The sequence below is a fragment of the Luteimicrobium xylanilyticum genome (assembly GCF_009429125.1).
Classification (GTDB): domain Bacteria; phylum Actinomycetota; class Actinomycetes; order Actinomycetales; family Cellulomonadaceae; genus Luteimicrobium; species Luteimicrobium xylanilyticum.
This window is the reverse complement of record NZ_CP045529.1, coordinates 2,293,032-2,317,243: the sequence shown is the minus strand read 5'-3', so window position 1 is coordinate 2,317,243 and position 24,212 is coordinate 2,293,032. Positions and strand designations below refer to the sequence as shown.

Annotated in this window: 26 protein-coding genes; 11 read left to right on the top strand and 15 right to left on the bottom strand. The window is 72.3% G+C overall.

The window, feature by feature from the left end:
• Positions 1-88: 88 nt before the first annotated feature.
• From KDY119_RS10300 to KDY119_RS10290, 3 genes are all read left to right on the top strand, one after another.
• On the top strand, positions 89-1,246 hold the full coding sequence (locus KDY119_RS10300) for a DUF4192 domain-containing protein (protein ID WP_153022275.1): 1,158 nt from the start codon (positions 89-91) through the stop codon (positions 1,244-1,246).
• Positions 1,247-1,279: 33 nt separating this feature from the next.
• Positions 1,280-1,642, top strand: a complete 363-nt coding sequence (locus tag KDY119_RS10295; RefSeq protein WP_036949864.1) for a universal stress protein — start codon at positions 1,280-1,282, stop codon at positions 1,640-1,642.
• A gap of 229 nt (positions 1,643-1,871) precedes the next feature.
• A complete protein-coding gene (locus tag KDY119_RS10290; protein WP_036949866.1) occupies positions 1,872-3,473 on the top strand; it encodes an RNA polymerase sigma factor in 1,602 nt (533 codons plus the stop codon).
• A gap of 80 nt (positions 3,474-3,553) precedes the next feature.
• Here KDY119_RS10290 and KDY119_RS10285 read toward each other — a convergent pair whose 3' ends face one another.
• The 3 genes from KDY119_RS10285 to KDY119_RS10275 all read right to left on the bottom strand — a co-directional run bounded on the left by KDY119_RS10285 (position 3,554) and on the right by KDY119_RS10275 (position 5,687).
• Positions 3,554-4,621, bottom strand: coding sequence for a fatty acid desaturase family protein (locus KDY119_RS10285; RefSeq protein WP_051136501.1), 1,068 nt, complete (start codon positions 4,619-4,621; stop codon positions 3,554-3,556).
• A gap of 79 nt (positions 4,622-4,700) precedes the next feature.
• A complete protein-coding gene (locus KDY119_RS10280; RefSeq protein WP_036949868.1) occupies positions 4,701-5,345 on the bottom strand; it encodes a hypothetical protein in 645 nt (214 codons plus the stop codon).
• 105 nt (positions 5,346-5,450) lie between these two features.
• Positions 5,451-5,687: a DUF7455 domain-containing protein gene (locus KDY119_RS10275; RefSeq protein ID WP_036949871.1), complete on the bottom strand. Its 237-nt coding sequence runs from the start codon at positions 5,685-5,687 to the stop codon at positions 5,451-5,453.
• A 132-nt stretch (positions 5,688-5,819) separates the two neighbouring features.
• On the opposite strand from KDY119_RS10275, the gene KDY119_RS10270 reads away from it, so the two are divergent.
• Complete coding sequence (locus KDY119_RS10270; RefSeq protein ID WP_153022274.1) at positions 5,820-7,949, top strand: DNA gyrase/topoisomerase IV subunit B; 2,130 nt, start codon at positions 5,820-5,822, stop codon at positions 7,947-7,949.
• A gap of 45 nt (positions 7,950-7,994) precedes the next feature.
• On the opposite strand, the gene KDY119_RS10265 is transcribed toward KDY119_RS10270, so the two are convergent.
• Genes KDY119_RS10265 through KDY119_RS10255 form a run of 3 tightly spaced genes read right to left on the bottom strand, consistent with a single transcriptional unit; the run spans position 7,995 to position 11,072 of the window.
• Positions 7,995-9,314 (bottom strand): amidohydrolase family protein, encoded by a 1,320-nt coding sequence (locus tag KDY119_RS10265; protein ID WP_036949875.1) that lies wholly within the window; start codon positions 9,312-9,314, stop codon positions 7,995-7,997.
• On the bottom strand, positions 9,311-10,627 hold the full coding sequence (locus KDY119_RS10260) for a threonine/serine exporter family protein (protein ID WP_153022273.1): 1,317 nt from the start codon (positions 10,625-10,627) through the stop codon (positions 9,311-9,313). The genes KDY119_RS10265 and KDY119_RS10260 overlap by 4 nt, the downstream gene beginning before the upstream one ends.
• A gap of 55 nt (positions 10,628-10,682) precedes the next feature.
• Positions 10,683-11,072, bottom strand: a complete 390-nt coding sequence (locus KDY119_RS10255; RefSeq protein WP_036949877.1) for an OsmC family protein — start codon at positions 11,070-11,072, stop codon at positions 10,683-10,685.
• Between the two features lie 102 nt (positions 11,073-11,174).
• Here KDY119_RS10255 and KDY119_RS10250 point away from each other — a divergent pair, with 102 nt between their 5' ends.
• On the top strand, positions 11,175-11,663 hold the full coding sequence (locus tag KDY119_RS10250; RefSeq protein ID WP_036949878.1) for a DUF4430 domain-containing protein: 489 nt from the start codon (positions 11,175-11,177) through the stop codon (positions 11,661-11,663).
• Entirely contained in the window at positions 11,642-12,268 is a 627-nt protein-coding gene (locus tag KDY119_RS10245) for a DUF6580 family putative transport protein (RefSeq protein ID WP_227994293.1), read from the top strand. The genes KDY119_RS10250 and KDY119_RS10245 overlap by 22 nt, the downstream gene beginning before the upstream one ends.
• Before the next feature lie 69 nt (positions 12,269-12,337).
• Here the strand turns inward: KDY119_RS10245 and KDY119_RS10240 are convergent, their stop codons facing one another.
• From KDY119_RS10240 to KDY119_RS10230, 3 genes are read right to left on the bottom strand one after another with little or no spacing between them, the layout of a single operon-like run.
• Positions 12,338-12,676 carry a DUF2200 domain-containing protein gene (locus KDY119_RS10240; RefSeq protein WP_036949880.1) on the bottom strand — a complete coding sequence of 113 codons (339 nt, stop codon included), beginning with the start codon at positions 12,674-12,676 and terminating at the stop codon, positions 12,338-12,340.
• A gap of 41 nt (positions 12,677-12,717) precedes the next feature.
• Positions 12,718-13,404, bottom strand: a complete 687-nt coding sequence (locus KDY119_RS10235) for a class F sortase (RefSeq protein ID WP_051136503.1) — start codon at positions 13,402-13,404, stop codon at positions 12,718-12,720.
• The gene (locus tag KDY119_RS10230; RefSeq protein WP_051136504.1) at positions 13,404-14,198 is read right to left on the bottom strand and encodes a CHRD domain-containing protein; all 795 of its coding nucleotides are present in this window, start codon (positions 14,196-14,198) and stop codon (positions 13,404-13,406) included. The genes KDY119_RS10235 and KDY119_RS10230 overlap by 1 nt, the downstream gene beginning before the upstream one ends.
• 178 nt (positions 14,199-14,376) lie before the next feature.
• On the opposite strand from KDY119_RS10230, the gene KDY119_RS10225 reads away from it, so the two are divergent.
• Complete coding sequence (locus KDY119_RS10225; protein ID WP_036949881.1) at positions 14,377-15,423, top strand: YihY/virulence factor BrkB family protein; 1,047 nt, start codon at positions 14,377-14,379, stop codon at positions 15,421-15,423.
• A 181-nt stretch (positions 15,424-15,604) separates the two neighbouring features.
• Positions 15,605-16,507, top strand: coding sequence for an NADP-dependent oxidoreductase (locus tag KDY119_RS10220; RefSeq protein WP_036949882.1), 903 nt, complete (start codon positions 15,605-15,607; stop codon positions 16,505-16,507).
• Positions 16,508-16,540: 33 nt separating this feature from the next.
• On the opposite strand, the gene KDY119_RS10215 is transcribed toward KDY119_RS10220, so the two are convergent.
• Entirely contained in the window at positions 16,541-17,362 is an 822-nt protein-coding gene (locus tag KDY119_RS10215) for an alpha/beta fold hydrolase (protein ID WP_036949884.1), read from the bottom strand.
• A gap of 32 nt (positions 17,363-17,394) precedes the next feature.
• Positions 17,395-18,273 (bottom strand): alpha/beta hydrolase, encoded by an 879-nt coding sequence (locus tag KDY119_RS10210; RefSeq protein ID WP_036949886.1) that lies wholly within the window; start codon positions 18,271-18,273, stop codon positions 17,395-17,397.
• A gap of 143 nt (positions 18,274-18,416) precedes the next feature.
• Between KDY119_RS10210 and KDY119_RS10205 the strand changes: the two genes are divergently transcribed.
• Both KDY119_RS10205 and KDY119_RS10200 read left to right on the top strand, forming a co-directional pair.
• Complete coding sequence (locus KDY119_RS10205) at positions 18,417-19,370, top strand: AraC family transcriptional regulator (RefSeq protein WP_194174167.1); 954 nt, start codon at positions 18,417-18,419, stop codon at positions 19,368-19,370.
• Positions 19,371-19,743: 373 nt separating this feature from the next.
• Positions 19,744-20,883 carry a glycerol dehydrogenase gene (locus tag KDY119_RS10200; protein WP_036949888.1) on the top strand — a complete coding sequence of 380 codons (1,140 nt, stop codon included), beginning with the start codon at positions 19,744-19,746 and terminating at the stop codon, positions 20,881-20,883.
• 56 nt (positions 20,884-20,939) lie between these two features.
• On the opposite strand, the gene KDY119_RS10195 is transcribed toward KDY119_RS10200, so the two are convergent.
• The 3 genes from KDY119_RS10195 to KDY119_RS19100 all read right to left on the bottom strand — a co-directional run bounded on the left by KDY119_RS10195 (position 20,940) and on the right by KDY119_RS19100 (position 22,770).
• A complete protein-coding gene (locus KDY119_RS10195) occupies positions 20,940-21,962 on the bottom strand; it encodes an LLM class flavin-dependent oxidoreductase (RefSeq protein WP_036949890.1) in 1,023 nt (340 codons plus the stop codon).
• A 64-nt stretch (positions 21,963-22,026) separates the two neighbouring features.
• On the bottom strand, positions 22,027-22,467 hold the full coding sequence (locus KDY119_RS10190; protein WP_036949893.1) for a hypothetical protein: 441 nt from the start codon (positions 22,465-22,467) through the stop codon (positions 22,027-22,029).
• 96 nt (positions 22,468-22,563) lie between these two features.
• On the bottom strand, positions 22,564-22,770 hold the full coding sequence (locus tag KDY119_RS19100) for a hypothetical protein (RefSeq protein ID WP_148284129.1): 207 nt from the start codon (positions 22,768-22,770) through the stop codon (positions 22,564-22,566).
• Positions 22,771-23,249: 479 nt separating this feature from the next.
• Here KDY119_RS19100 and KDY119_RS10180 point away from each other — a divergent pair, with 479 nt between their 5' ends.
• Positions 23,250-23,495, top strand: coding sequence for a hypothetical protein (locus KDY119_RS10180; protein WP_051136507.1), 246 nt, complete (start codon positions 23,250-23,252; stop codon positions 23,493-23,495).
• 5 nt (positions 23,496-23,500) lie between these two features.
• On the opposite strand, the gene KDY119_RS10175 is transcribed toward KDY119_RS10180, so the two are convergent.
• The gene (locus KDY119_RS10175; RefSeq protein ID WP_036949896.1) at positions 23,501-24,181 is read right to left on the bottom strand and encodes an SDR family NAD(P)-dependent oxidoreductase; all 681 of its coding nucleotides are present in this window, start codon (positions 24,179-24,181) and stop codon (positions 23,501-23,503) included.
• Positions 24,182-24,212 lie beyond the last annotated feature (31 nt).

The window sequence follows — 24,212 nt, the reverse complement described above, 5'->3', positions numbered from 1 at the left end:
CGGTCGAAGGCCGACCACAGGGGGATGCGTTTCCCACAGGGCAAGAAGCGATCCGTCGGTGGGGCGCCGGCTGCCCTGGGATGGATGCATGGACACCCCGCTGCTGGCCACCCGCCCCGCCGACCTCCTCGCCTACGTCCCTTACCGACTGGGCTACCGCCCGCGCGACAGCGTGGTGGTCCTGAGCCTGCGTCCGCCTCGCGGCGCCGTGGGGCTCGTCGTGCGTTCCGACGTCCGCGACCTGCTCTCCGAGCGCGGAGGCGCCGCCCTCGCCCGGACGGTCGCCGCGCACGTCCTGCGCGACGGGCCGCGCGAGGTGGTCCTCGTCGCGTACGGCGACGACGAGACGGCCTCCCAGGACGCGGCCGACGTCCTCGCCGACGCCCTCGCCGGGGCAGGGCCGGGCGTCCCCGTGGCCGCACGGTGGCACGTGACGTCGACCGGGTACCGGAGCCTCGGATGCGCCGACCCGGAGTGCTGCCCGGTCGTGGGGCACCCGCTGACCGACCTCGACGCGAGCCACGTCGCGGCCGACCTCGTGTACGCCGGGGTCTCGGTGGCGGCGTCGCGCGAGGAGGCGTACGCGCTCGCCCCGGTGGATCCCGCGCGCCGGGCGTCGGCGATCCGGGCCGCGCGACGCTGGGCGCGCCGTCGTGAGGAGCTCGGTGTCCGCGCCTGGCGCCGTGCCTCGCTGCGGGCGTGGCGCGACGTCCACGCGGCCGTCGCAGCGGCCGAGCCACTCGCTCAGGAGGCCGCGTCGTGCCCCGGACCCGCCCAGGTCGCCGCGGCCCGCGTGGGCCGGGTGGCCGGGGCGCTGACCGACCCGATCGTGCGTGACGCGGTCCTGCTGACCCTCCTGCCCACGGGCGACCCCGGCCTGCCGGACCGGATGATCGACGCCGCATCGACCGGCGTGGGGATCGAGGCGCTCGAGGACGCCGTCTCGGCGGTGACCCTGCTCGTCGATCCCCGTCGCGGAGTCGCCCCGGACGTCGACGGGGCCCGGGTGGCGCGGATCGCGGCCGAGGTGGTCGCGAGCCACGCGCGCGGCGACGGGCACGCCTACGCCCTCGGGCTCGCCGCGGCCCTGGCATGGTGGGCGGGGGACGGCGGGCTCGCCGGCGCGCGCGCCGACCGTGCGCTCCAGGTCGGACCTGATCACGGGCTCGCGCGGCTCGTCGCCGATGCGCTCGACCGTGGCGTCGGCCCCGGGTGGGCCCAGGCGGAGCACCTGGCGGTCCGGTAGCGTCTACCCGTCGGAACCGCGGAGGAGGAACGGATGCCAGTGGTCGTCGGGGTGCTCTCCACGCCGGAAGGGACGCGCGCGCTCGCCGCCGCCGTCACGGAGGCCGCCCGTCGCTCGACGGCCCTCGTCCTCGTCCCGGGGCGGTCCGAGGAGGGTGTGCAGCCGGCGCTCGAGGTGGCGCGGGAGGCGGGCGTCGACGCCCGGCTGGCCCCGGCGAGCGAGGAGAGCGAGTTCGCTGCGAGGCTTGTCGACGCGGCGGAGCGGACGGCTGCCGACGTGGTGGTGATCGGACTGCGCCGGCGCAGCCCCGTGGGCAAGCTGATCCTCGGGGCGGGCGCCCAGCGGATCCTCCTCGACGCGCCGTGCCCGGTGCTCGCGGTCAAGCCGGAGTCCTGACCTGCGGCGACGCTGTGCGGCCAGCTCGCCGGCGTCGTCCGGGACGCCTCGGCCCGCGGAATACCTGGTCTCGTCGGGGCGTTGTGCCTCGCAGATCACCCCAGAAACCCACCCGCTCGAGGGCTGTTCGTCGAGCCCCGGGGACGTGACCGGCCGGTACAATGGTAAGGACGCCGGCACGTCCGACCGGTGACTCGCCGTCTTCCCCCCGCCAGCCGAAAGGTCGTTCGTGGCGCCCCTCACCTCTGACAACACCCTCCCGCGCGAGTTCGAGCACTCCGCCCTGCAGGACCTCCTCCGTCATGGGGTGGCCTCGGGCAAGGTCGACGCCCAGAGCGTCCGTGTCGCCTGCGACGAGGCGGGCGTGCAGGACGCGAAGCGGCTCAAGGCCGTGATGCGCGCCCTGGCGGGCGCCGGCGTCCAGGTCGAGCTGGGCTCGGTCAAGGTCGCGGCCGCGTCGAGCTCGTCGTCCACGACGACGGCCCGTGCCACCTCGCGCACCAAGACCGCAGCCGCGACCCCGACGAAGTCGCGCACCACGACGCGCGCCCCCGCGACGGACGAGGCCGACGAGGCCGACGCCCCCGCGGAGGCAGCCGCCAAGCCCGCCGCGAAGACCCGGACCACCGCCGCGTCGAAGTCGCGCACCGCGACCAAGGCGGGCACCGCCACGGCCGCGAAGCGGACCACCGCGAAGGCCCGTGCCGCCGCGAAGGACTCCGACGAGCACGACGAGGAGGCCACCGACGCCGACGAGGCCGACGTGGACGCCGCCGAGGAGACGCCCGCCGACGGCACGAAGAAGGGCGAGGCTTCCGGAGACGAGGACTCGGGCTTCGTCTACTCCGACGCGGACGACGACGACGCCCCGGCCCAGCAGGTCGTGACCGCCGGCGCCACCGCCGACCCGGTCAAGGACTACCTCAAGCAGATCGGCAAGGTCGCGCTCCTCAACGCGGAGCAGGAGGTCGAGCTCGCGAAGCGCATCGAGGCCGGCCTGTTCGCCGAGGAGAAGCTCGCCAAGGAGTACCCGGACTTCGACCGGACCAAGGCCGACGCCGACACCCGCAAGCTCGTCCGCGAGCTGCAGTGGATCGCGCAGGACGGCAAGCGCGCCAAGAACCACCTGCTCGAGGCCAACCTGCGTCTCGTCGTCTCGCTCGCCAAGCGGTACACGGGCCGCGGGATGCTCTTCCTGGACCTGATCCAGGAGGGCAACCTCGGTCTGATCCGTGCGGTCGAGAAGTTCGACTACACCAAGGGCTACAAGTTCTCGACGTACGCCACCTGGTGGATCCGTCAGGCGATCACCCGCGCCATGGCCGACCAGGCCCGCACCATCCGCATCCCGGTGCACATGGTCGAGGTCATCAACAAGCTCGCCCGCGTGCAGCGCCAGATGCTCCAGGACCTGGGCCGCGAGCCCACGCCGGAGGAGCTGGCCAAGGAGCTCGACATGACGCCCGAGAAGGTCGTCGAGGTCCAGAAGTACGGCCGCGAGCCCATCTCGCTGCACACCCCGCTCGGCGAGGACGGCGACAGCGAGTTCGGTGACCTCATCGAGGACTCCGAGGCCGTCGTCCCGGCGGACGCGGTGAGCTTCACGCTCCTGCAGGAGCAGCTCCACGGCGTGCTCGACACGCTCTCGGAGCGCGAGGCCGGCGTCGTGTCCATGCGCTTCGGTCTCCAGGACGGACAGCCGAAGACGCTCGACGAGATCGGCAAGGTCTACGGCGTCACGCGTGAGCGGATCCGCCAGATCGAGTCCAAGACGATGTCGAAGCTGCGCCACCCGTCGCGTTCGCAGGTCCTGCGCGACTACCTGGACTGAGCGCTCGCACGTACGACGAGACGGCCCGGACGCCCTGTGAGCGTCCGGGCCGTTCGTCGTCCTGCCCGACGGCGCCGTCGTCAGCGGCGCAGGCGGTGGAACGTGGGGCAGTCGAACGGGTCGCGCGCGCTGAGCCCCACCTGGTTGAGGTAGCGCACGACGATCCCGTACGACGCGAGCAGGCTCGTCTCGGTGTAGGGCACGCCGACCTCGGCGCAGTGCGCGCGGACGAGCCGCCGGGCGGCGATCAGGTGGGGCCGGGGCATGCTGGGGAACAGGTGGTGCTCGATCTGGGAGCCGAGGCCGCCCAGGAGGAGGTTGAGCCACCAGCCGCCGCGGACGTTCCGGGACGTCAGCACCTGCTTCGACAGGAAGTCGACCCGCGACGTGGGCGACAGGATCGTCATGCCCTTGTGGTTCGGGGCGAACGACGCGCCCATGTAGACCCCGAGGACGGCACCCCACACGCCGAGGAACCCGAGCGCGACGCCGAACGGCATGGCCCACAGGACGAACGCGACGCCGAGCACGAGCCGCACGGCGATGGTCGCGAGCTCGCCGCGGCCGGACCCCTCACGTGCGCGGTCGACGCTCGACCGGATCGACGTCACGTGCAGGTTGAGGCCCTCGAGCGTGAGCAGCGGGAAGAACAGCCAGCCCTGGTACCGGTTCACGAGGGCCTTGAGCCCGCGGGCGCGCGCGGCATACTCGGGGAGGAACGACACGGCCCCCTCGGCGATGTCCGGGTCGGCGTCGACCTTGTTGGGGTTGGCGTGGTGCCGTGAGTGCTTGACGGTCCACCAGGAGTAGCTGATCCCGACGACGGCGTTCGCGAGGACGCGGCCGAGGCGGTCGTTCGCGCGGCCCGAGGCGAAGACCTGGCGGTGGGCCGACTCGTGGGCGACGAACGCGAGCTGCGTCATGACGACGCCGAGCCCGGCCGCGAGGGCGAGCTGCCACCACGACGGGCCGAGCGCGACGACCCCGGCGAGGATCGCGACGAGCGCGGTCCCCAGCACGGCGAGCAGGGTCAGGTAGAACCCGGGCGTGCGGGCCAGGAGCCCGCTCTCGCGGACGGTGCGCGAGAGCTCGGTGAACGAGCTGGTCACGCGGTTGGGACGGTCGGGGGCTGCGGCGGTGGTCGTCACGTCCTCGACGCTAAGGACCCCGCCGTGCCCCGTCTGTGGAGCCTCCCGTCGGCCTTCGGTGGGGACAGCCCCCGTGCGTCTACCCGGCGGCCATGGTCTCGACGAGGGTGTCGGCCATCTTCTGCGCGGAGAACGCGTCGAAGTCGGCCTTGTCGAGCGAGTTGATCTCCATCGTGGCGATCGCACCCTGCTGCTCGTCGTAGTACTGGGCTCGGTACATGCCCTGCGGGTTGGTGGGGTACCAGCGGGTCAGGACGGAGACCTCGAGCCGGCCCGACGTCTCGTGGCTGACGGTGTTGTCCTGCACGCTCGTGGACGTCTGGGCGTCGAACTCGGCCATGACCTTCCGGCCGGTGGCGTCGTCGGCGACCTTGAGGAGCTGGAGCTCACCGGCGTAGTGGTCGCGCGCCCACAGGCTGCACAGGTAGCGGTAGGAGTCCGTCGCGGACAGGTCGTCACCGAATCCGCCGAACCCCTGGTCGGTGTACTTAGCCTGGGCGTCGAGGACCTCCGGGGGCTCGTCGCCGAGCAGGCAGGCGCCGCGGGAGAGCGTGGGCGTGCTCCGGCCGAACGACGCCGCGTCGGGCCACGCCTTCGCGGTGTCGTCGAGCCACGACGCCGGGACGCCGGTCACGGTGTCGGGGTCGACGCCGCCCTCGTCGGAGCTGCAGGCACCCAGGGCACCGAGGAGGCCGACGGCGAACAGGGGCGTGAGTCGCTTCATGGGCGAGCACCCTACCGGTACGACGAAGACCCCCACCCGGGCGGGGTGAGGGCCTTCGCGTAGCTCAGGGTCGCGACGCACACCACGTCGCGGTCGGGGGAGCGCTCAGCGTGCTCCGTGCTCGGCGAGGAGCCGGTCGGTCTCGTCCTGGACGGACGTCGCGACGTCCGCGTAGGCAGCCGCGTGCTCGCGTGCGTGGTGCGCGCAGAACAGCAGCTCACCACTGGCGAGGACCACACGGACGTACGCCTGGGCGCCGCAGCGGTCGCAGCGGTCGGCAGCGGTCAGGGTCTCGGTCGTCGTGCTCACGAGAACATGTAACCATCGCGAGCCCCTGGGCATGCCCCCGAACCGCCCCGAAAGGCCTCTCGTTCGCTCCGCGCGTAGCGCCGGCCGGTCCGGCGCACGGTCGGTGCGCGTGCCCCACGGCACGCCTGCGACGGCGTGTCGGCGCGAGCGCCTACCCTGGTCCCCGTGACGACCACCTCCGCCGAGTCCAGCTACACCGCACGGCACCTGTCCGTCCTCGAGGGGCTCGAGGCCGTGCGCAAGCGACCCGGCATGTACATCGGGACCACCGACTCGCGCGGTCTCATGCACTGCCTGTGGGAGATCATCGACAACTCGGTCGACGAGGCCCTGGGCGGCTACTGCACGCACATCCGGGTCGTGCTGCACGCCGACGCGTCGGTCACGGTCGAGGACGACGGCCGCGGCATCCCCGTGGACCTCGAGCCGAAGACGGGCCTGACGGGGGTCGAGGTCGTCTACACCAAGCTGCACGCGGGCGGGAAGTTCGGCGGCGGCTCCTACACGGCGTCGGGCGGCCTGCACGGCGTGGGTGCGTCCGTGGTGAACGCGCTGTCCTCGCGGCTCGACGTCGACGTCGACCGGGGCGGCAAGACGCACCGCATGACGTTCCACCGCGGCGAGCCGGGTACGTTCACCGACCCCGCGACGGGCCCGTCGCCCGAGAGCCCGTTCGCGCCGTTCGTGTCGCGCTCGGAGCTCGCCGTCGTCGGCAAGGTCGCGCGCGGACGGACCGGCACGCGTGTGCGCTACTGGGCCGACCGGCAGATCTTCCCCAAGTCCGCGGTCTTCTCCTACGACGAGCTCGTGACGCGCGTGCGCCAGACGACGTTCCTCGTCCCGGGCCTCGAGATCACGGTCCGTGACGAGCGCGGGCTCGCGGGCACGCCCGGCGAGCAGGGCCCGCACGAGGAGACGTTCGTCCACACGGGCGGGTCGGTCGACTTCGTCGACTACCTCGCGCCCGACACCCCCGTCACGGCGACGTGGCGCCTCGAAGGCTCCGGCACGTTCAAGGAGACCGTCCCGGTGCTCGACGACCGCGGGCACATGACGCCCCAGGAGGTCGAGCGCGACTGCGAGGTCGACGTCGCGCTGCGCTGGGGCACGGGCTACGAGACCGAGCTCCGCACGTTCGTCAACATCATCTCGACGCCGAAGGGCGGCACCCACCAGGCCGGCTTCGAGCAGGGCCTGCTCAAGGTCGTGCGCAAGGCCGTCGAGACGAACGCGCGCCGGCTCAAGGTCAGCACGCGTGACGCGAGCGAGAAGATCGAGAAGGACGACGTCCTCGCGGGCATGACCGCCGTCGTCACCGTCCGCCTCGCGGAGCCGCAGTTCGAGGGCCAGACCAAGGAGGTCCTCGGCACGGGGCCGGTGCGCGCGATCGTGTCGCGCGTCGTCGAGAAGGAGCTCGCGGCCCTGTTCGGGTCGACCAAGCGGGACGACAAGGCGCAGACCTCGTTGCTGCTCGACAAGGTGGTCTCCGAGATGCGGGCGCGCGTGAGCGCCCGCAAGCAGAAGGAGATCTCGCGCCGCAAGAACGCCCTGGAGACCTCGTCGCTGCCCTCCAAGCTCGCGGACTGCCGCACGGACGACGTCGAGCGGTCCGAGCTGTTCATCGTCGAGGGCGACAGCGCACTGGGCACCGCCCGGCTCGCCCGCAGCTCGGAGTTCCAGGCGCTGCTGCCGATCCGCGGCAAGATCCTCAACGTCCAGAAGGCGTCGATCTCGGACATGCTCCGCAACGCGGAGTGCGCGGCGATCATCCAGGTGCTGGGCGCAGGGTCGGGGCGCTCGTTCGACCTCGAGGCCGCGCGCTACGGAAAGATCGTCATGATGACGGACGCCGACGTCGACGGCGCCCACATCCGCACCCTGCTGCTCACCCTGTTCTTCCGCTACATGCGCCCGCTGCTCGACGCCGGGCGCGTCTACGCGGCGGTGCCGCCGTTGCACCGCGTCGAGGTGATCGGGTCCGGCTCGCGCAAGAACGAGTACGTCTACACGTACTCGGAGGTCGAGCTCCAGGCGACGCTGAAGAAGCTCGACAAGGCCGGCCGCCGGTACAAGGACGACATCCAGCGGTACAAGGGCCTCGGCGAGATGGACGCCGACCAGCTCGCGGAGACGACGATGGATCCCCGCCACCGCACGCTGCGCCGCGTCACGGCCGCGGACGCCGAGGCCGCGGAGCGCGTGTTCGAGCTGCTCATGGGGTCTGACGTCGCGCCCCGCAAGGACTTCATCGTCGCGGGCGCCGCGAACCTCGACCGGGACCGCATCGACGCCTGAGCCCCGGTCCGCCCGGCCGGGAGGCAGCCGCCCGGGCGCGACCTGTCAGAACGAGTCGAGCTGGGCGTCGAGGTCGTCGAACCGCTCGACCTCGGGGTGGTCGAGCACGAGCCCCCGGGCCACGACGTAGGCCGGGTTCGCGAGGGCCCGCAGGTCGGCGAGCGGGTCCCCGTCGACCACGAGGAGGTCGGCGTCCTTGCCCGTCTCGATGCTGCCGGTGACCGTGTCGATGCCGAGCATCCGGGCGTTGGCGCCCGTCGCGGCGTGCAGCGCCTGGGCCGGGGTGAGCCCGCCGTAGCGCGACACGTAGTCGACCTCCCGCCACGTGTTGTAGTGGGTCACGTACGTCAGCGCGGAGTCCGTCCCCATCCCGATCGTGATGTCGTTGGCCAGGGCGTCGCGGATGCCCTGGAGCATCTCCTCGTAGATCATCTCGGCGTTCGCCCGGACGATGTCGTCGATCCCCGTGTCGGTCTGGGGGAGCTTGACGAGTGGGAGGCACGCCTGGAGGGTCGGGACCAGCGCGGACGACCCGTGCAGGGACTGCGGGTTGGCTCGGAACAGCTCGATCATCTCGTCGTTCATGCCGGCGCCGTGCTCGATGGTGTCGACACCGGCCCGCAGGGCGCGCGTGATGCCTTCCTTGCTCTGGGCGTGCGCCGCCACGAGGATGCCCGCGGCGTGCGCCTCCTCGCAGATGGCGGCCATCTCCTCCTCGGTCATCTGGGGGCGTCCGGCCTCGCCGATCGCGCGGGCGTCGGTGACCCCGCCCGTCGCGGCGATCTTGATCGCGGTCACGCCCTTGCGGAGGTTGGTCCGGACGTTGCGGCGCGCGTCCCACGGGTTGTCGCTGACGAGCGCGATGGTCGGCGTGCCGTGGCCGCCGGTCGCGGCCAGCAGGGGCCCGGACGCGATGACGCGCGGCCCCGGGTACGCGCCCCCGTCGATCTCGTCGCGGACCTCCACGACCTCGTAGCCGACGTCTCCGAGGCTGCGCAGCGTGGTGACGCCCGAACGGAGCTGGGTGAGGATGTTCTTCTTCGCGCGACCCTTGACGACCCGGTGTCCCACGGGGCTGTGGAAGAACGCGGACACGACCTTCTCCGCGGACTCGCTCGTGAGGATCGAGGGGAGCGGCTTGCCGTCCGAGAACAGGTGGGCGTGCGCGTTGATCAGCCCGGGAAGCACGTAGCGGCCGTGGCCGGCGACGGTCCCGGTGCCCGCCGGGATCTGGACGTCGCCCGCGGGGCCGACTGCGGTGATCTTCCCGTCCTGGCCGACGACGACGGTCTGGTCGGGCAGGACGGTACCGGCGGCGTCGCCGGTGACGACGGTCGCGCCGACGAGGGCGAAGGGCGTGGTCATGGTCGTGCTCCTGTCTGGGTGGGGGACGTGCGCGGTGAGGGGAGGCGGAGGCGGGGGAGGGTGTCGGCGAGCACGGCGCCGATCTTCGTCCCGAGGCAGAGGCTCACGAATGTCGCGAGCGAGGTCGTGAACGCGTGGACGTCCGTCGAGGCGAGCGCGACGAGGCCCACGGTGCCCGGCACGAGGAGGAGGAACGCGGGCTGGAACGTGGCGGTCGCAGGGACCGCGAGCGCGCGGCGCTCGACGGCCCGGGCACCGACGAAGACGATCGCGGCGGCGGCCCCCGACGCGGTGATCGCCCCGACGACCGGGGTGAGGAGCGCGAGGAGGGCGTAGGTCGCGACCATGACGGCGACCGTGACGAGCGTCAGGCGCAGGCCGGCCCCGAACGCGAGCCCGATGCCGAGCGCGAGGACGACGACGCCCAGCCACGACAGCGGGATCGGTGGCAGCGCGTGCCACCCGCCGGCGCTCGCGGTGACCTTGCGGGCCGTCCCGACGAGGGTCGCGGAGTCGTGGTCGAGCGTGAGGCCGGTGAGGTGGGACCCGGCCGCGATCCCGGCGGACATGAGTCCGAGGACGAGCACGCCGTAGACGAGCCGGGCGGCACCGGTGACGATGTCGGTGGCCGTGAGCTCGAGGAGCGCGTTGGTCACGAGCGCGCCGGGGACCAGCACCGCGATGGGTGCGCACACCGCGTACAGGGGGACGTCCCCGAGATCGAGAGCGGATGCGGTCGCCCCGACCACGACGGTCGAGACGAGGGCGGAGAGGAACGGCACGACGGCGCCCGCCCCCTCGAGCCGGTCCAGCGCGAGCACGAGGGCGCCGACGAGGGCGCCGACCAGCACGGACGTGAGCACGGCCCACCAGGGGCAGCGGAACACGACGGCGAGACCGAGGGCGACGGCCGCGCTGCCGAGGATCCGGTCCCGTGCCGCGTGGGGACGCGTCATGGACCGGATGGCGTCGACCCGCGCGGGCACCTCGGCGACCGGGACGGTGCCGAGCTCCACCTCGCGCGCCAGCCTGCTCGCCCGCACGCCCTGGCGGAACGACAGGTCCTTGCCGGACGCGCTGACGAGGGTCGCCGCGCCGTCGTCCACCCGGACGACGAGCACCATCCGCGGCAGGACCGAGAAGTCCAGGCCGGCCCGTGCCTGCTCGGGGGCGTGCTCGAGGTGCTCGCGCACGTCGGTGACGGAGGTCCCGGCGTCGAGGAGGAGCGCGCCGAGGTCCCCGAGGATGCGGGCGTCGCGCTGCGAGGCCTCCGTTCCCGCCTCGGGCGCACGCTCCGTCGTCACAGCTCTCATGCCTACCGCGTGGGGCGGGGCTTGTCCTGCCGAACGTGGGCCGGCGCGGGTGGCGTCAGTCGTGGCGTCGCACGGGCGCTCCGGCGCGCAGGGCCCGCGGGATCTCCGCGACGTCGTCGACGGCGGCGCTCAGCCGGGCGACGTCGGCCGCCGGCGCGGGGGAGTCGAGCGCGACCTCGTACGTGACGCCGGTGGAGCGCCAGTCGTCGTCGAAGCCGCCGTCGGCCTCGACCACCACGCCGTGGACGGCGACGCCGAGCCGCTGGCCCTCGCGGAACGTGTCGTTGAGGACGCAGAGGGCTACCGCGAGGTGCAGCACCTGGGCGCCGTTGGAGGCGGGCGCCGCGAGCACGCCGGCCTGCGTCCACGGGTGCTCGAGGGTCACGCCCTCGCCGGACCGCAGCGTGCCGGCGCTCGCGCGGACGCCGAACGGTGACAGCTCCATGGCACGAGTGTGCGCCGCGCACGAGTCTCACGCGTCCCGTGCGGGCGTCCGGTGCGCGGGACGGCCGTCGTCGGGCGGGGCCCGGTTCCCTAGGATGAGGCCATGACCACCCTGCACGCCGAGCCCTCGAGGCGCGCCCGGACGACCCCCGCCCGACGACGAGTCGTCCTGGGCGCGGCCCTGCCCGTCGCCCTCGTGGCGGGCCTGCTCGGCGGGTGCGCGTCGTCGTCCTCGTCGGACGCGCCGGCGACGGGCACCCAGAGCCCGGCGCCGTGGCCGTCGGGCGTCACCCCGAGCGCGACGCCGACCGACCAGTTCACGCGCGACGCGGACGGGAAGGTCACCGGGCTCTCCTACCCGGGCGAGGACGGCCAGACGGCGCTCGACCTGTTGCTCGGCGTCGACCCGAGCGCGAAGGTGAAGGGGTCGGGCAAGAACGCGTTCGTCGTCGGGATCGGTGGCCGCACCGCCGACGACGCGAAGCACGAGTTCTGGTCCCTCGCGGTCGACGGCAAGCAGGCACAGGTGGGCGCGGGCTCTCTGAAGACGAAGGACGGGGAGACGATCACGTGGACGCTCGCGACGTACTGACCCCCTTGTCCTGGCGCGACCTCGCCCACCGGTGGTGGCGGGTCGCGGTCGTGGTCGCGCTGCTCGTCGGCGCGGTGGTGTGGCGGCTCGTCAAGGACGACCTGGGTGCGCCTCCGAACCTCGAGCTGGCGACCGCGGCGACCTTCGCCGGGGCCCTGCTGCTCCGCAACCGTGCTGCGGCGGTCGCGCCGCTCGTCGTGGCGGTCGTGAGCGATCTCGTGCTCGGCAACACGTCGATCCTCGTGTTCACGTGGTCGGCGTGGGCCGTGACCGGCGTCGCCGCGGTGCTCCTCCCGCGGTACTCCGGGCGTCGGGAAGGCGGGCGCGGTCCCGGCTGGAAGCGCTATGCGACCGCCCTCGGCTTCGGCGTCGGTTCCTCGGTGTGGTTCTTCCTCTGGACGAACTTCGGCGTGTGGGTCGTGAGCGACGGCTCCTGGTACCCGCGGACGGTCGGCGGGCTCGTCGACTGCTACGTCGCCGGGCTGCCGTTCGCGCGGACCATGCTCGTCGGCAACCTCGTGCTCGTGCCCGTCGCGGCGGGTCTCGTGACGCTCGTCGAGCGCCTGGAGCGGGCGGCACAGCACGGCGCGGTCGCTGCGCGCTGAACCCTCGGGGCGAACCTGAGGTCGAGGGTCCTGAACCCTCAGGTCGAACCTGAAGGTTGTCGGACCGCCTCAGCCACGCAGCACCGTGTCCATCGCCTTGCCGCGCGCGAGCTCGTCGACGAGCTTGTCGAGGTAGCGGATCTTCTGCATGAGCGGGTCCTCGACGTCCTCGACCCGCACCCCGCACACGACCCCGGTGATGAGGCTCGCGTCCGGGTTGAGGTCCGCCGCCGCGAAGAAGTCCTCGAAGGTCGTCCCGTCGGCGAGGTGCCGCGCCAGCTCGGCGTCGGTGAAGCCCGTGAGCCACCGGACCACCTGGTCGAGCTCCGCCGTCGTGCGGCCCTTGCGCTCGAGCTTCGCCGCGTACAGCGGGTACACGTCGGCGACGCTCGTCGTGAAGATCTTCATGGCCGCCTCGTCGTCGTGGGTCTTTGACGTCTCCCAGTGTGTCAACGCTCGTGCGCGAACACGACCGTGTTGTCGACGTAGTGGCCGATCCGGCGGTCGAACGCCCCGCCGCAGGTGATAAGCCGCAGCTCGGGGCCGGCGGTGTTGCGGTAGACGGTCTCGACCGGGAAGTCATCCTTGGGGTAGGAGGCGACGCGGTCGACGACGAACGTCACGGTCGTCCCGTCGGAGCGCTTCACGTGCACCGCCGCGCCCTTCTTCACGGCGCCCAGGCGGTAGAACACGGACGGTCCGTGGACGGAGTCGACGTGCCCCTCGATCACGGCCGGGCCGACCTGCCCGGGGCGCGGCGAGCCCGTGTACCAGCCGGCCTGGTCGTAGTTCTTGCCGGGGGAGGCGACCGCGATCGTGCCGTCCTTCGCGAGACCGACGTGCCGGAGGGTGGAAGCGATCCCGACCGACGGGATGGTCACCTCGGTCGGCAGCGCCACCGGTTTCGCGGGGTGCGTCGGCCGGGTCGTCGGTGCGGGCAGCGCCGCCGCGGACGGGGAGGCGGGAGCCGGTGTCGCCGACGACAGGACCGCCGCTGACGCCGCCTGGACCGGCGGGCTGGGTGGTGAGGGCGTCTGCGTCGCGAACCCGACCGCCACCGCGGTGGCCCCGCCTGCGAGCAGGGCGACCGCGGTGACGGACCAGGCCCGACGACGTCGTGCGCCGCCGGTGGCCATCAGTCCTGGGTGGCCGTGGCGCGGCGGCGCGACGTCCGGGACGCGACCAGGGCACCGCCGCCCGCGAGCATCGCGAGACCGCCGACGGCGAACAGGGAGGCGTGCTCGACACCGGTCGTCGAACCGTTGCCGGTCTGCGCGCCGCCGGACGGCATCATCGACATCTGGGAGGCGTTGATGATCCCGCACAGTGCCGGGTCGGTGGCCTCGGTGGGCAGCGACTTGTCCAGGTCGGACTTCGTCTTGCCGTCGTACTTGCCGTCGTTGTTGTAGTCGACGCCGTGCACGACGATCGCCGCGCCGCCCGACAGGATGTCCTTGGCGACCGTGTCCGAGACCTTGATCGACCCGCGCTGGTAGTCGATCTTGCCGCCCTTGGCGGTGTCGTAGCGGTCGACGGCGAGCGCCGACTTGGCTGACGTGTCGCCGGTCGTGGTGAGCGAGACCTGGATCCCGCCGTACGCCGGGCCGCCCTCGGTGGTGTTGACGTGCCCGTCGCCGTTCGCGTCGTCCTTGATCGTCGGGCAGGTGTGCCGCGCGTCGGCGGCGTAGTGGATGTGCGCGGCGTGGGGGCTGCCGGCGAGGAGGCCGGTCGCCTTGTACGTGACGGTGAGGACGTCGTCCTTGATCGACACCATCGCCGTGCCGGAGCCGTCCACCCCGTTGGAGGCGACCGGCCGCAGGTCGGCCTGCCCGGACCCGTTCTCCGCCGCGGAGGCGGGACCGGCGAGGGCGAACAGCGCCCCGACGGCCAGGGCGGGGACGGTGAGGAGAGCTCGCTTGCGGGTGTTCATGTGCGTTCCCTTCGGTTCGGCCCGGGACCGAGCGTCGCTGCGTGCCCCGGGCTGTCGTGCCGAACGCCGCGCTGTGCGGCCTTGCACGATGGGTTCGGAGCCGCAGGCTCGGTGGATGGGTGGGGGATCGGAGACCTCCGAGCGCGCGTACCGGGACGCCTCGACCGAGACTGGAGGCATGGCTGACCAGCAGCGCACCGAGGAACCGTCGTCCCCGACCGAGCTGACGAAGCCCTCCTGGGGGTACGTCGCGAAACGCAGCATCCGCGAGTTCCAGTCCGACGGCGGGCAGGACCTCGCCGCGGCCCTGACCTTCTACGCCGTGCTCGCCGCGGCCCCCGCGACCGTCGCGCTCGTGTCGCTGCTCGGGTTCGTCGGCGACCCGGAGAAGGCGATCAACGACACGCTCGACTCGATCCGGGACTTCGCACCGCCGCAGACCCTCGACCAGGTGGAGTCGTTCATCCGCCCCATCGCGGGCAGCACGGGGTCCGGCTGGGCGCTCGTCATCGGGCTGGTGCTGGCGCTGTGGTCGGCGTCCGGGTTCGTGGGGGCGTTCGGGCGGGCCATGAACCGCGTCTACGGCGTCCCGGAGGGTCGGCCGGTGTGGAAGCTGCGCCCGTGGCTGCTGCTCGTGACCGCGGTCGTGTTCGTGATCGTCGTCGCGATCATCGCGGCGATGGTGCTGTCGGGGTCGATCGCCCGGCAGGTCGGGGACCTCGTGGGCCTGTCGAGCACCGCCGTCACCGTGTGGAACGTCGTGAAGTGGCCCGTGATCGTGATCCTGGCCGTGCTGCTCGTCGCGCTCCTGTACTGGGCGACGCCCAACGTCAAGCAGACGAAGTTCCGCTGGATCAGCCCGGGCGCGCTCGTCGCGCTGGTCATCGCGGCCGTCGCCACCCTGCTGTTCGGGTTCTACGTCGGTCACGCCGCGAACTACAACGCCACCTACGGGACGCTCGCGGGCTTGTTCATCCTGCTGCTGTGGATCTACATCCTCAACATGGTGCTGATCCTCGGGGCCGAGGTCGACGCCGAGCTCGAGCGCGGCCGCGAGCTCCAGGCCGGCGTCGCCGCCGAGGAGGATATCCAGCTCCCGCTGCGCGACACCAAGGCCAGCGACAAGCAGGCCGCCAAGCACGCGAAGGACGTCGAGCAGGCGCGTGCGCTGCGCGCGTCGAACGGGGAGACCGCCGACCCGGACGAGGCCCGCGCCGAGAGCTGATCGCTCGTTCTACGAGCGGAGCACGACCTTGCCGTGCGCGTGCCCGCGCGAGGTCGCGCAACGCGTCCCGCACGTGGTCCGACGGGTGGGTGCGGGCGATCGGGACCTCGAGCTGCTGTGGCTCTCGACTGCGCGGAGGGCAGACTGGCGGGCGGCACGACGTCCACGCGGGGAGCGAGCGATGAAGGCTGTGCGTTTCGACCGGTTCGGTGGTCCAGAGGTCCTGGAGCTCGTCGACCTGCCCGACCCGCACCCGGGGCCGGGCGAGGTGCGGATCGCGGTGCGCGCGGCGGGCGTCAACGCGAGCGACTGGAAGAAGCGGCAGGGTCTCATGGATCCCGACCTGCCGCAGACGCTCGGGTACGAGGCGGCGGGCGTCGTCGACGAGCTCGGCGACGGCGTCACGGACGTGCGCGGCGGCGACCGGGTCTTCGGGTTCTGCACGGACGGCGCGGCGCAGGCCGAGCTCGCGGTCCTGTCGCACTACGCGCCGGTGCCGGCGTCGCTGGACTTCGTCGACGTCGCAGCGCTTCCCGCGGCCGTCGAGACGGCGGCACGTGCGCTCGACCAGCTCGGCGTCACGGACGGCACGGCGCTGCTCGTCAACGGGGCGTCCGGGAACGTGGGGAGCGCCGCCGTCCAGCTCGCGGTCGCACGCGGCGCCCGGGTCATCGGGACCGCCAGCGCCCGCAACCACGACCTCCTGCACTCGTTCGGTGCCGAGCCCGTCTCGTACGGCGAGGGCATGGCCGGGCGGGTGCGCGTCCTCGCGCCGGACGGCGTCGACCGCGCCCTCGATGTCGCCGGCAGCGGCGTCCTGCCCGACCTGATCGGGCTCGCGGGCGGTGCCGACCACGTCGTGACGATCGCCGACTTCTTCGGCGCTCGCGAGCACGGCGTCAGGTTCTCGCGGGGCGATGAGGGCCGTGCGCTGTACGTGCTGGGTCAGATCGGTGACCTCGTCGAGGCCGGGCAGCTCCGGCTGCCCGAGGTGCGGACGTTCCCACTCGACGACGTCGCGGACGCCCAGCGCGCAGTGGAGTCCGGCGCCGGGCACGGGAAGATCGTCCTGACGGTCGGCTGACCGGCCGCCCCACGCTGCGCCGTCGGGCGGGCGCTAGTCCGCGACGAACGCGAGGATGTCGGCGTCGAGCGCGTCCTGGTAGTCCCCGAAGATGCCGTGCGGCGCTCCGGGGTAGGTCTTCAACGTCCCGTGGCTGACGATCTCGATGGCCTTCAGCGCGGCGTCGGCGATCGGCACGATCTGGTCGTCCTCGCCCTGGGCGATGAGGATCGGCACGTCGATGGCCGCGAGGTCGGCGTTCTGGTCGGTCTCCGAGAAGGCCTTGACGCAGTCGTACGCGGCAGCCAGGTTCACGAGCATGCCCTGCCGCCAGAAGTCGTCGATCGCGCCCTGCGAGACCTCGGCGCCGTCACGGTTGAAGCCGTAGAACGGGACCGCCAGGTCCTTCCAGAACTGCGAGCGGTCCTTGAGCACGCTGGCACGGATGTCGTCGAACGCCTCGATAGGCGTGCCCTCCGGGTTGCTCTCGGACTTCACCATGATCGGCGGGACTGCCCCGGCGGTGACGACCTTGGCGACGCGGCCGTCCGCGAACTGCGCGGCGTAGCGCACCACCTCTCCGCCACCGGTCGAGTGGCCGACGAGGACGACGTCGTGCAGGTCGAGGTGCTCGACGACGGCCGCCAGGTCCCGCGCGTACGTCGTCATGTCGTTGCCGGCGTACGTCTTGGAAGAGAGCCCGTGCCCGCGGCGGTCGTGGGCGACGACCCGGTATCCGGCGTCGGCGAAGCGCTTGATCTCGACCTGCCACGCGTCGGAGCTGAGCGGCCAGCCGTGGCTGAGGACGATCGGCCGGCCGGAGCCGCTGTCGGTGTAGTAGATCTCGGTCCCGTCGGACGTGGTGACGTACGGCATGGGCTCGCTCCTGTATCTCGGGGTGGTGAAGGTCAGTCGGTGGTGGTGGCGTCCGCCGTCGTGCGGGCGATGAAGTCGAGCGCGGTCCGGGCGACCTCGGGCCAGCCGTGGTCGATGGTGAGCGAGTGGCCGCGGTCCGGCAGGACCACGATCTCCGTGACGCCCGGGTTCTTCGACTGGATCTTGTAGGACTGCTCGGTCGGCTTCACGGGCACGGTGTGGTCGACCTCGCCCGCGATCAGCAGCAGCGGGCCGCGGTCCGGGTTCTTCGTGTCGACCTTCGTCTCGGAGAACGGGTTGAGGTTGGCGCTCACGACCTGGAAGATCGGGTTGCCCGCGGCTGCGACGTGGAACTCGTCGTAGAGGGCGTGCGCCTCGTCGTCGTCGAGCGCGTTGGCCCAGCCGTACTTGAAGTCGTCGTACGACAACGTGACCCCGTGCTTGAGGCTGCTCAGGTGTGACACCACAGGCGCCGACGACTTGAGCGACGAGAACGGCACCGACAGCACCCCCTTGAACGGCGCCGGGTCGATCGCGACCGTCGCCACGGACGCCCCCGCGCCCGCGAGCTTCTGCGCGATGAGCCCGCCGAACGAGTGCCCGACGATGGCCGGCTTCACGCGCAGCTCGCCGATCGCCTCGAGGTAGTGGTCGGTGACCTCCTGGACCATCTTCGACGCGAAGGCGTCGGGGTTGGCGCGCGCGTCCTCGACGGACGCGGGGTCGTCGGGCCACGCGGGGGCGACCGTCGTGAACCCGGCCTCGTCGAACACGGGGCGCCAGCGGTCCCAGCTGCTCGAGAGCAGCCACAGCCCATGCACGAAGACGACGGGGCGAAGGCCCGACGCGTTGGCACGGTCGATGTCGGCGCGTTCCGCGTCGGTGAGGGTGGGTGAAGTCGTGCCGGCCATCAGGACTCCTGGGCGCTTGGAGGTGCACGGGTCAGCCCATCGTGGGCATGATCGTGCTCCGTCGTCTTGATCTGCTCCGCACTGCGTTGTGCGCGCCCCGCACCGAACCAGGCGCGCCCGCGCTCCGAGGCATGGGAGTGCCGATGGCCGTCGTGCTCGAGATCGAGGACTTTCCGGTGACCGACCGCGTGGAGTTCCTGCGCGAGCACATGTTGGCGTCACCGGTTCCGTTGGTGCTCGAGCCGCGCCGCGGCGCGGACCTCCTGGTCCGTTCGCGGGTGGCCGACCTCGGCTGCGTGCACCTGCTGTCCACACGCGCGGGGGGCGGCGACGTCGTCCGCAGCGAACGGCTCGCGCGCGACGACACCCCGCCGAGCCTCATGGTCAGCCTGGTGGAGCAGGGGACGACCGCGGTGGTCCGCGACGATGCCGAGACCGTGGTCCGGCCGGGAGAGATCGGGTTGTACCTGACGACCGAGCCGTACCGGCTGCGGTTCACGGACGCCGCGCTCCGGCACACCTTCCAGATCCCGCTCCACGACCTGGGACTGCCGCTGCCGCTCGTCCGGGCCCAGCTCGGCCGGGCGATCCGGCCGGAGGGGCCGGTGGCCGCCGTCGTGTCCGCGTTCCTGGGCGCGACCGCCCGGAATGCTCCGACGGCTCCCCCTGGCGAACGGGTCCGCCTCGAGCAGCCGACCCTCGATCTCGTCCGGCTCCTGCTCACGAGGTCGGTCGCCGATGAACGGCCCGGCCGTGCGGCCTCCGCCGCATCCCTCGGGACACGCGTCGAGGAGCACGTGCGTGGCCACCTCGACGACCCCGACCTGTCGGCCCGGTCCGTCGCCGCGGCGTTCTCCATCTCCGAGCGCTACGTGTACGCGATCCTCGCGCGCCGCGGGATCGACCTCGGTGACGCCGTTCGCACGCGACGCCTCGAGCGGGCCGCCCGACTCCTCCAGGACCCGCGGTGCGTCGGGTGGACGATCGCGGCGGTCGCCCTGCGGTGCGGCTTCGCCGACCACGCCCACTTCTCACGGGCCTTCCGTGCGCAGTTCGGGGTTACGCCCAGCGAGTGGCGCGCGCGACGCTGGGCCTGATGCTCCTGGCCGTGACGCTCCTCGGTCTCGACACCGACCACGGCCTGCTGACGCTCCAGACCATGATCTTCCTCAAGCTGTCGGTGTCCGGACACCTGACCGTGTTCGTCGCACGAACGCGTCAGCACTTCTGGACGCGGCCGCGTCCCGCGTGGATCCTGCTCGTCGCCGTGCTCAGCGCGCGTACTCCTGGCTGGACCGACGGCGCGCGACCGGCCTTGAGACGGGGCGTCCAGACGCGAGGGGCGCCCCGGCCACCTGACCGTCCACGTGTGACGCGACAGACGCGTCCCGAGTGGCCTTCCCCACGGCGAGCTTCAACGCTTCGCTGGATCATGGAAAGAAGACATCAAGCACGAGGAGCGTGATTCTCATGACCGAGACGGTCCTGATCAGTCCGAGTCGGTACGTCCAGGGCAAGGGAGTGATGGGCCAGCTGGGTCATCACCTGGCACGGATCGGGTCGAAGCCGCTGCTGGTCGCTGACGACGTCGTGTGGGGCATCGTCGGTGACGGCGTCACCGAGGCGCTCGGTCAGGCCGACCTGCCGGTCGCGCGCGAGAGCTTCGGCACCTTCGCGACCGCCGCGGCCGTCGACCACCTCGTCGAGGTCATCGGCTCGGGCGGGCACGACGTGATCGTCGGGATCGGCGGCGGGTCGGCGATCGACGCCGCGAAGTCCGCCGGGCACCTCGCCAAGATCCGCTGGGCCAGCGTCCCCACCGCCGCGTCGTCGGACGCCCCGACGTCGGCGCTCGCCGTGATCTACACCGAGGAGGGCGAGTTCGTCGAGTACCGCTTCTTCCCGCACAACCCGGACCTCGTCCTCATCGACACCCAGGTGGTCGCGTCCGCGCCGGCCAGGTTCCTCGTCGCGGGCATCGGTGACGCGCTCGCCACCTGGCTCGAGGCGCGCGCGACCCAGCGCGGCCAGGGGTCGACCATGGCCGGCGGGCGTCCGACGCACACCGGCACGGCACTGGCGCGGCTGTCCTGGGAGCTGCTGTGGGGCAACGCGCTCGAGGCCCTCGACGCCGTGCGCGCCGGAGTCGTCACGCCCGCGCTCGAGGCCGTGGTCGAGGCGAACACCCTGCTGTCGGGGCTCGGGTTCGAGTCCGGGGGCCTCGCCGCGGCGCACGCCATCCACAACGGCCTGACCGCCGCCCCGCAGACGCACGGGCTGACGCACGGTCAGAAGGTCAACCTCGGTTCGACGACGCAGCTCGTCCTCGAGGGTGCGCCCAGCGAGGAGCTCGAGGACTTCATCGTGTTCACCACCAGGGTCGGGTTGCCGAACACGCTCACCGAGGTGGGGCTGAGCCCCGACGACACGGCCGAGCTGCGGGCCGTCGCCGAGGCCGCGACCGTCCCGGACGAGACGATCCACACCATGCCGTTCCCCGTGACCGCCGACCTGGTGGTCGACGCGCTCGTCGCGGTCGAGGGGATCTCGCGTCGTGTCCGGTCGGAGCACGGGCTGCCCGAGCCCGAGCTGTACGTGGCGCGGCACTGAGATGGCCGACGACCGGGGCCCGGCCGACGCCCGACCGACGCCAGTCGGGCGTCGGCTCAGCGCCAGCCGAGCGCCGGGGCGACGTGCGTCAGGATCGACTCGATGACGTGTGCGTTGTACTCGACGCCGAGCTGGTTGGGCACGGTGAGCAGGAGGGTGTCGGCGGCGGCGATCGCTTCGTCGCGGCGCAGGTCCTCGATCAGCGATTCGGGCTCGTCGGCGTAGGAGCGGCCGAACACCGAGCGAGTGCTGTCGATGAACCCGAACTGGTCCTCGGCGTCGCGCGTGCCCAGGAAGTAGCGGCGGTCGAGGTCGTTCATGATCGCGAAGATCGACCGGGAGACCGAGACGCGCGGCTCGAAGCCGTGGTCGTGGGTGGCCCACTCCTCGCGGAACGCCTCGATCTGCTTGCGCTGCTGGACGTGGAACGGCTCGCCGGACTCGTCGTCCTTGAGCGTCGACGACATGAGGTTCATGCCTTCGCTCGCCGCCCAGCGCGCCGTCGCGTCGGAGCCGGCACCCCACCAGATCCGCTCACGCAGGCCCTCCGAGTACGGCTCGATCCGCAGGAGGCCCGGGGGGTTGGGGAACATCGGCCGCGGGTTCGGCTGCGCGAACTGCTCGCCCTCGATCGCCTGGAGCGCGACGAGCGTGTGGCGACGCGCCATGTCGGCCTGGCTCTCGCCGTCGTCGGGCTCGAAGCCGAAGTACCGCCAGCCGTCGACGACCTGCTCGGGTGACCCGCGCGAGATGCCGAGCTGGAGCCGGCCGCCCGCGATGAGGTCAGCGGCGCCCGCGTCCTCCGCGAAGGCCAGCGGGTTCGCGTACCGCATGTCGATCACGCCCGTGCCGATCTCGATCCGGCTCGTCCTGGCGCCCACCGCGGCGAGCAGCGGGAACGGCGAGCCGAGCTGGCGCGCGAAGTGGTGCACGCGGAAGTAGGCGCCGTCGGCGCCGAGCTCCTCGGCCGCGACCGCGAGGTCGATGCTCTGCAGGAGGGCGTCCGACGCCGTCTGGGTCGCCGACGTGGGGTGCGGCGTCCAGTGGCCGAACGAGAGGAAGCCGATCTTCTTGGTCACGTCCGGGGAACTGCCGCGCGGTCGTCGGATATTCCGGCGGTCGCAGCGGCACCGGGCCCGGAGGCTACTCGAACGAGTGCGTCCAGATCTGGGTGCCGTCCGCGTTCAGGTACGTGTAGACCATCTTGCGGCCCGTCTTCACGCCGGTCGCCTCCATGGCGGGGGCGACGTCGTCGTCGAAGGTGGACTGGAAGGTCGCCACCTTGCCGTCGAGGTAGCTCGCCACCTTCGCCGCGTCGAGCTGCTGCGCGTAGGTGTAGGTGAACTCGACGGTCCCCGGATCGGCCACCGCGACCTTGATGGAGGAGTAGGTGTCCTTGAACTCGTCGTGCGCGGCGAGCGCGGTGCGCTCCTTGTCGGCGTACTTCTCGAGCGCCTCGTGCTGCGCGTTCGCGGAGGCCGAGTGGGAGGCGCCGCCGTCGTCGTCGGACGAGCACGCGGTGAACCCGACGGCGAGACATGCGGCGGTGAGCAGGGATACTCCGGCCTTGGCGATGGTAAGCACGTGGTCCTCTCCGGCTGGCACGGTGGTGAAGGGCGTCGCGGGGCGACGCGCGCAGGAGGATCCGCCCCCCCGGGGAGGAGGCTACCGTCCCCGCCGTCAGACCGGTTCGGTCTGCTCGAAACGCACGGTCAGCGTGCGGCCCGCGCCGGGAACGGATAGGTGGTATCGGGTGTGGGCGACGCGCCGCACGGTCCCGACGGCGCCGTTCCAGCGGCCCGGTGCCGTGACCCGCACGCGCGTCCCGACGGCGGCGAGCCGCATGCCCCGGTAGGTCCAGGTGAGCAGGAACCGGTCGTCGAACACCCGGGTGCACCGGGCGCAGGACCGGATGCCGGCAGGCCTGCGGTGGCGTCTGAGCGTGTGGCCGGCCGGGCAGGTCCCGATCCAGTCGGTCTCGATCGTGGGGGCGTCCGGTGCGACCGTGCGCAGTCCGGACGCGCCGATCCTGCGGGCGATGGCCCGCCAGGTCGCGTCGTGGCCGTGCCGGGGCCCCCCGCGAGCGCGTGGGCGATCTCGTGGAGGACCGTGTCATGAACCTGGTCGTGGGCGCCCGCCTCCGCGTACTTCCGCATGAGAGGCCCCGACAGGCTGATGACCTTGCGGTCGAAGCGCGTGACGCCGGCTCGGCGGACGGCCGAGTCGAAGACGAGCTTCCAGCCCGTCAGGCCGTGGGCGTCCATCGTGGCGCGGGCGTCGCGGCGGATCGTTTCGAGGACGTCGGGCACGCAGGCACCGTAGCGGGCGGTACCCACGGGGTCGGTTCCGGCCGCTCCGCTCCGTCCGTGCAGATCGTCGTGCACGACGCGGCGCCGGGAGACCCCGAGCCAGGCTGGGAGGACGTCGTCGAGGTGTCGGCCGTCGTGCCCGACGGCGCACGCGTACGCTGGTCTACCTGGGCAGGGGAGGACGAGAGTGACCTCGACTCCGTCCTACCAGGGAGCTATGGGGTGCGGGTGAGCGCGCGGGGCCGCGTCGCCGGCCGCGAGGACGCCACCTACTGGCACCGTGAGGTCGGCGGGAAGGCCTGAGTCCGTCAGAACTCGATCCGCCCGGCCCGGTTGTGGAACTCGCCGGTAGGCCCGTCGGGGCCGAGGGTGGCCAGTGCGACGGTCGCGTCGGTGCCCTCGGTGACGGTCTGGTGCCCGGTGTGCCGGTTGAAGTCGGTGGCGGTGTAGCCGGGGTCGGACGCGTTGACCCGGATGGTGGGCAGGTTCTTCGCGTACTGGACCGTGAGGGTGATGACGGCTGCCTTGGACGCGGCGTAGGGAACGGCAAGGATCGGGAACTCGTCGGTGCCCTCGGTGCTGAGGAAGCGCGGCCACCCGACGCCGGACGCCACGTTCACGACGACCGGGTTCGACGAGCGGCGCAGCAGCGGGAGCGCGGCCTGGGTGACGCGGACGATGCCGACGACGTTCGTGTCGAGCACGGCGGTCATGGCGTCCGCGTCGAGGGCGTCGACGTCGCGGGCGGTGCCGAGGATGCCGGCGTTGTTGACGAGCACGTCGAGCGCGGGCAGCTGGGCGACGGCGGACTCGACCGAGGCGGTGTCCGTGACGTCGAGCTGGAGGACGTGCGCCCCGAGCGCACGGGCCGCGTCCCCGGTGGAGGGGTCGCGCATCCCGGCGTAGACGGTGTGGCCGGCGTCGATCAGCCGGCGGGTGGTCTCGAGTCCGAGGCTGCGGCTCGCCCCGGTGATCAGTGTCGTGGTCATGGCTCCACCCTGAGTCGTGGCGGCACGGCGA

Bases quoted from the DNA above. Each gene is read 5' to 3' on its own strand.
- KDY119_RS10300 (WP_153022275.1), top strand. From the start codon at position 89: ATGGACACCCCGCTGCTGGCCACCCGCCCCGCCGACCTCCTCGCCTAC.
- KDY119_RS10275 (WP_036949871.1), bottom strand. From the start codon at position 5,687: ATGCCCAGGGGCTCGCGATGGTTACATGTTCTCGTGAGCACGACGACC.
- KDY119_RS10230 (WP_051136504.1), bottom strand. From the start codon at position 14,198: ATGAACACCCGCAAGCGAGCTCTCCTCACCGTCCCCGCCCTGGCCGTC.
- KDY119_RS10200 (WP_036949888.1), top strand. From the start codon at position 19,744: ATGACCGAGACGGTCCTGATCAGTCCGAGTCGGTACGTCCAGGGCAAG.
- KDY119_RS10295 (WP_036949864.1), top strand. From the start codon at position 1,280: ATGCCAGTGGTCGTCGGGGTGCTCTCCACGCCGGAAGGGACGCGCGCG.
- KDY119_RS10205 (WP_194174167.1), top strand. From the start codon at position 18,417: ATGGCCGTCGTGCTCGAGATCGAGGACTTTCCGGTGACCGACCGCGTG.
- KDY119_RS10220 (WP_036949882.1), top strand. From the start codon at position 15,605: ATGAAGGCTGTGCGTTTCGACCGGTTCGGTGGTCCAGAGGTCCTGGAG.
- KDY119_RS10225 (WP_036949881.1), top strand. From the start codon at position 14,377: ATGGCTGACCAGCAGCGCACCGAGGAACCGTCGTCCCCGACCGAGCTG.
- KDY119_RS10215 (WP_036949884.1), bottom strand. From the start codon at position 17,362: ATGCCGTACGTCACCACGTCCGACGGGACCGAGATCTACTACACCGAC.
- KDY119_RS10255 (WP_036949877.1), bottom strand. From the start codon at position 11,072: ATGGAGCTGTCACCGTTCGGCGTCCGCGCGAGCGCCGGCACGCTGCGG.
- KDY119_RS10175 (WP_036949896.1), bottom strand. From the start codon at position 24,181: ATGACCACGACACTGATCACCGGGGCGAGCCGCAGCCTCGGACTCGAG.
- KDY119_RS10260 (WP_153022273.1), bottom strand. From the start codon at position 10,627: ATGAGAGCTGTGACGACGGAGCGTGCGCCCGAGGCGGGAACGGAGGCC.
- KDY119_RS10235 (WP_051136503.1), bottom strand. From the start codon at position 13,404: ATGGCCACCGGCGGCGCACGACGTCGTCGGGCCTGGTCCGTCACCGCG.
- KDY119_RS10240 (WP_036949880.1), bottom strand. From the start codon at position 12,676: ATGAAGATCTTCACGACGAGCGTCGCCGACGTGTACCCGCTGTACGCG.
- KDY119_RS10265 (WP_036949875.1), bottom strand. From the start codon at position 9,314: ATGACCACGCCCTTCGCCCTCGTCGGCGCGACCGTCGTCACCGGCGAC.
- KDY119_RS10250 (WP_036949878.1), top strand. From the start codon at position 11,175: ATGACCACCCTGCACGCCGAGCCCTCGAGGCGCGCCCGGACGACCCCC.
- KDY119_RS10210 (WP_036949886.1), bottom strand. From the start codon at position 18,273: ATGGCCGGCACGACTTCACCCACCCTCACCGACGCGGAACGCGCCGAC.
- KDY119_RS10280 (WP_036949868.1), bottom strand. From the start codon at position 5,345: ATGAAGCGACTCACGCCCCTGTTCGCCGTCGGCCTCCTCGGTGCCCTG.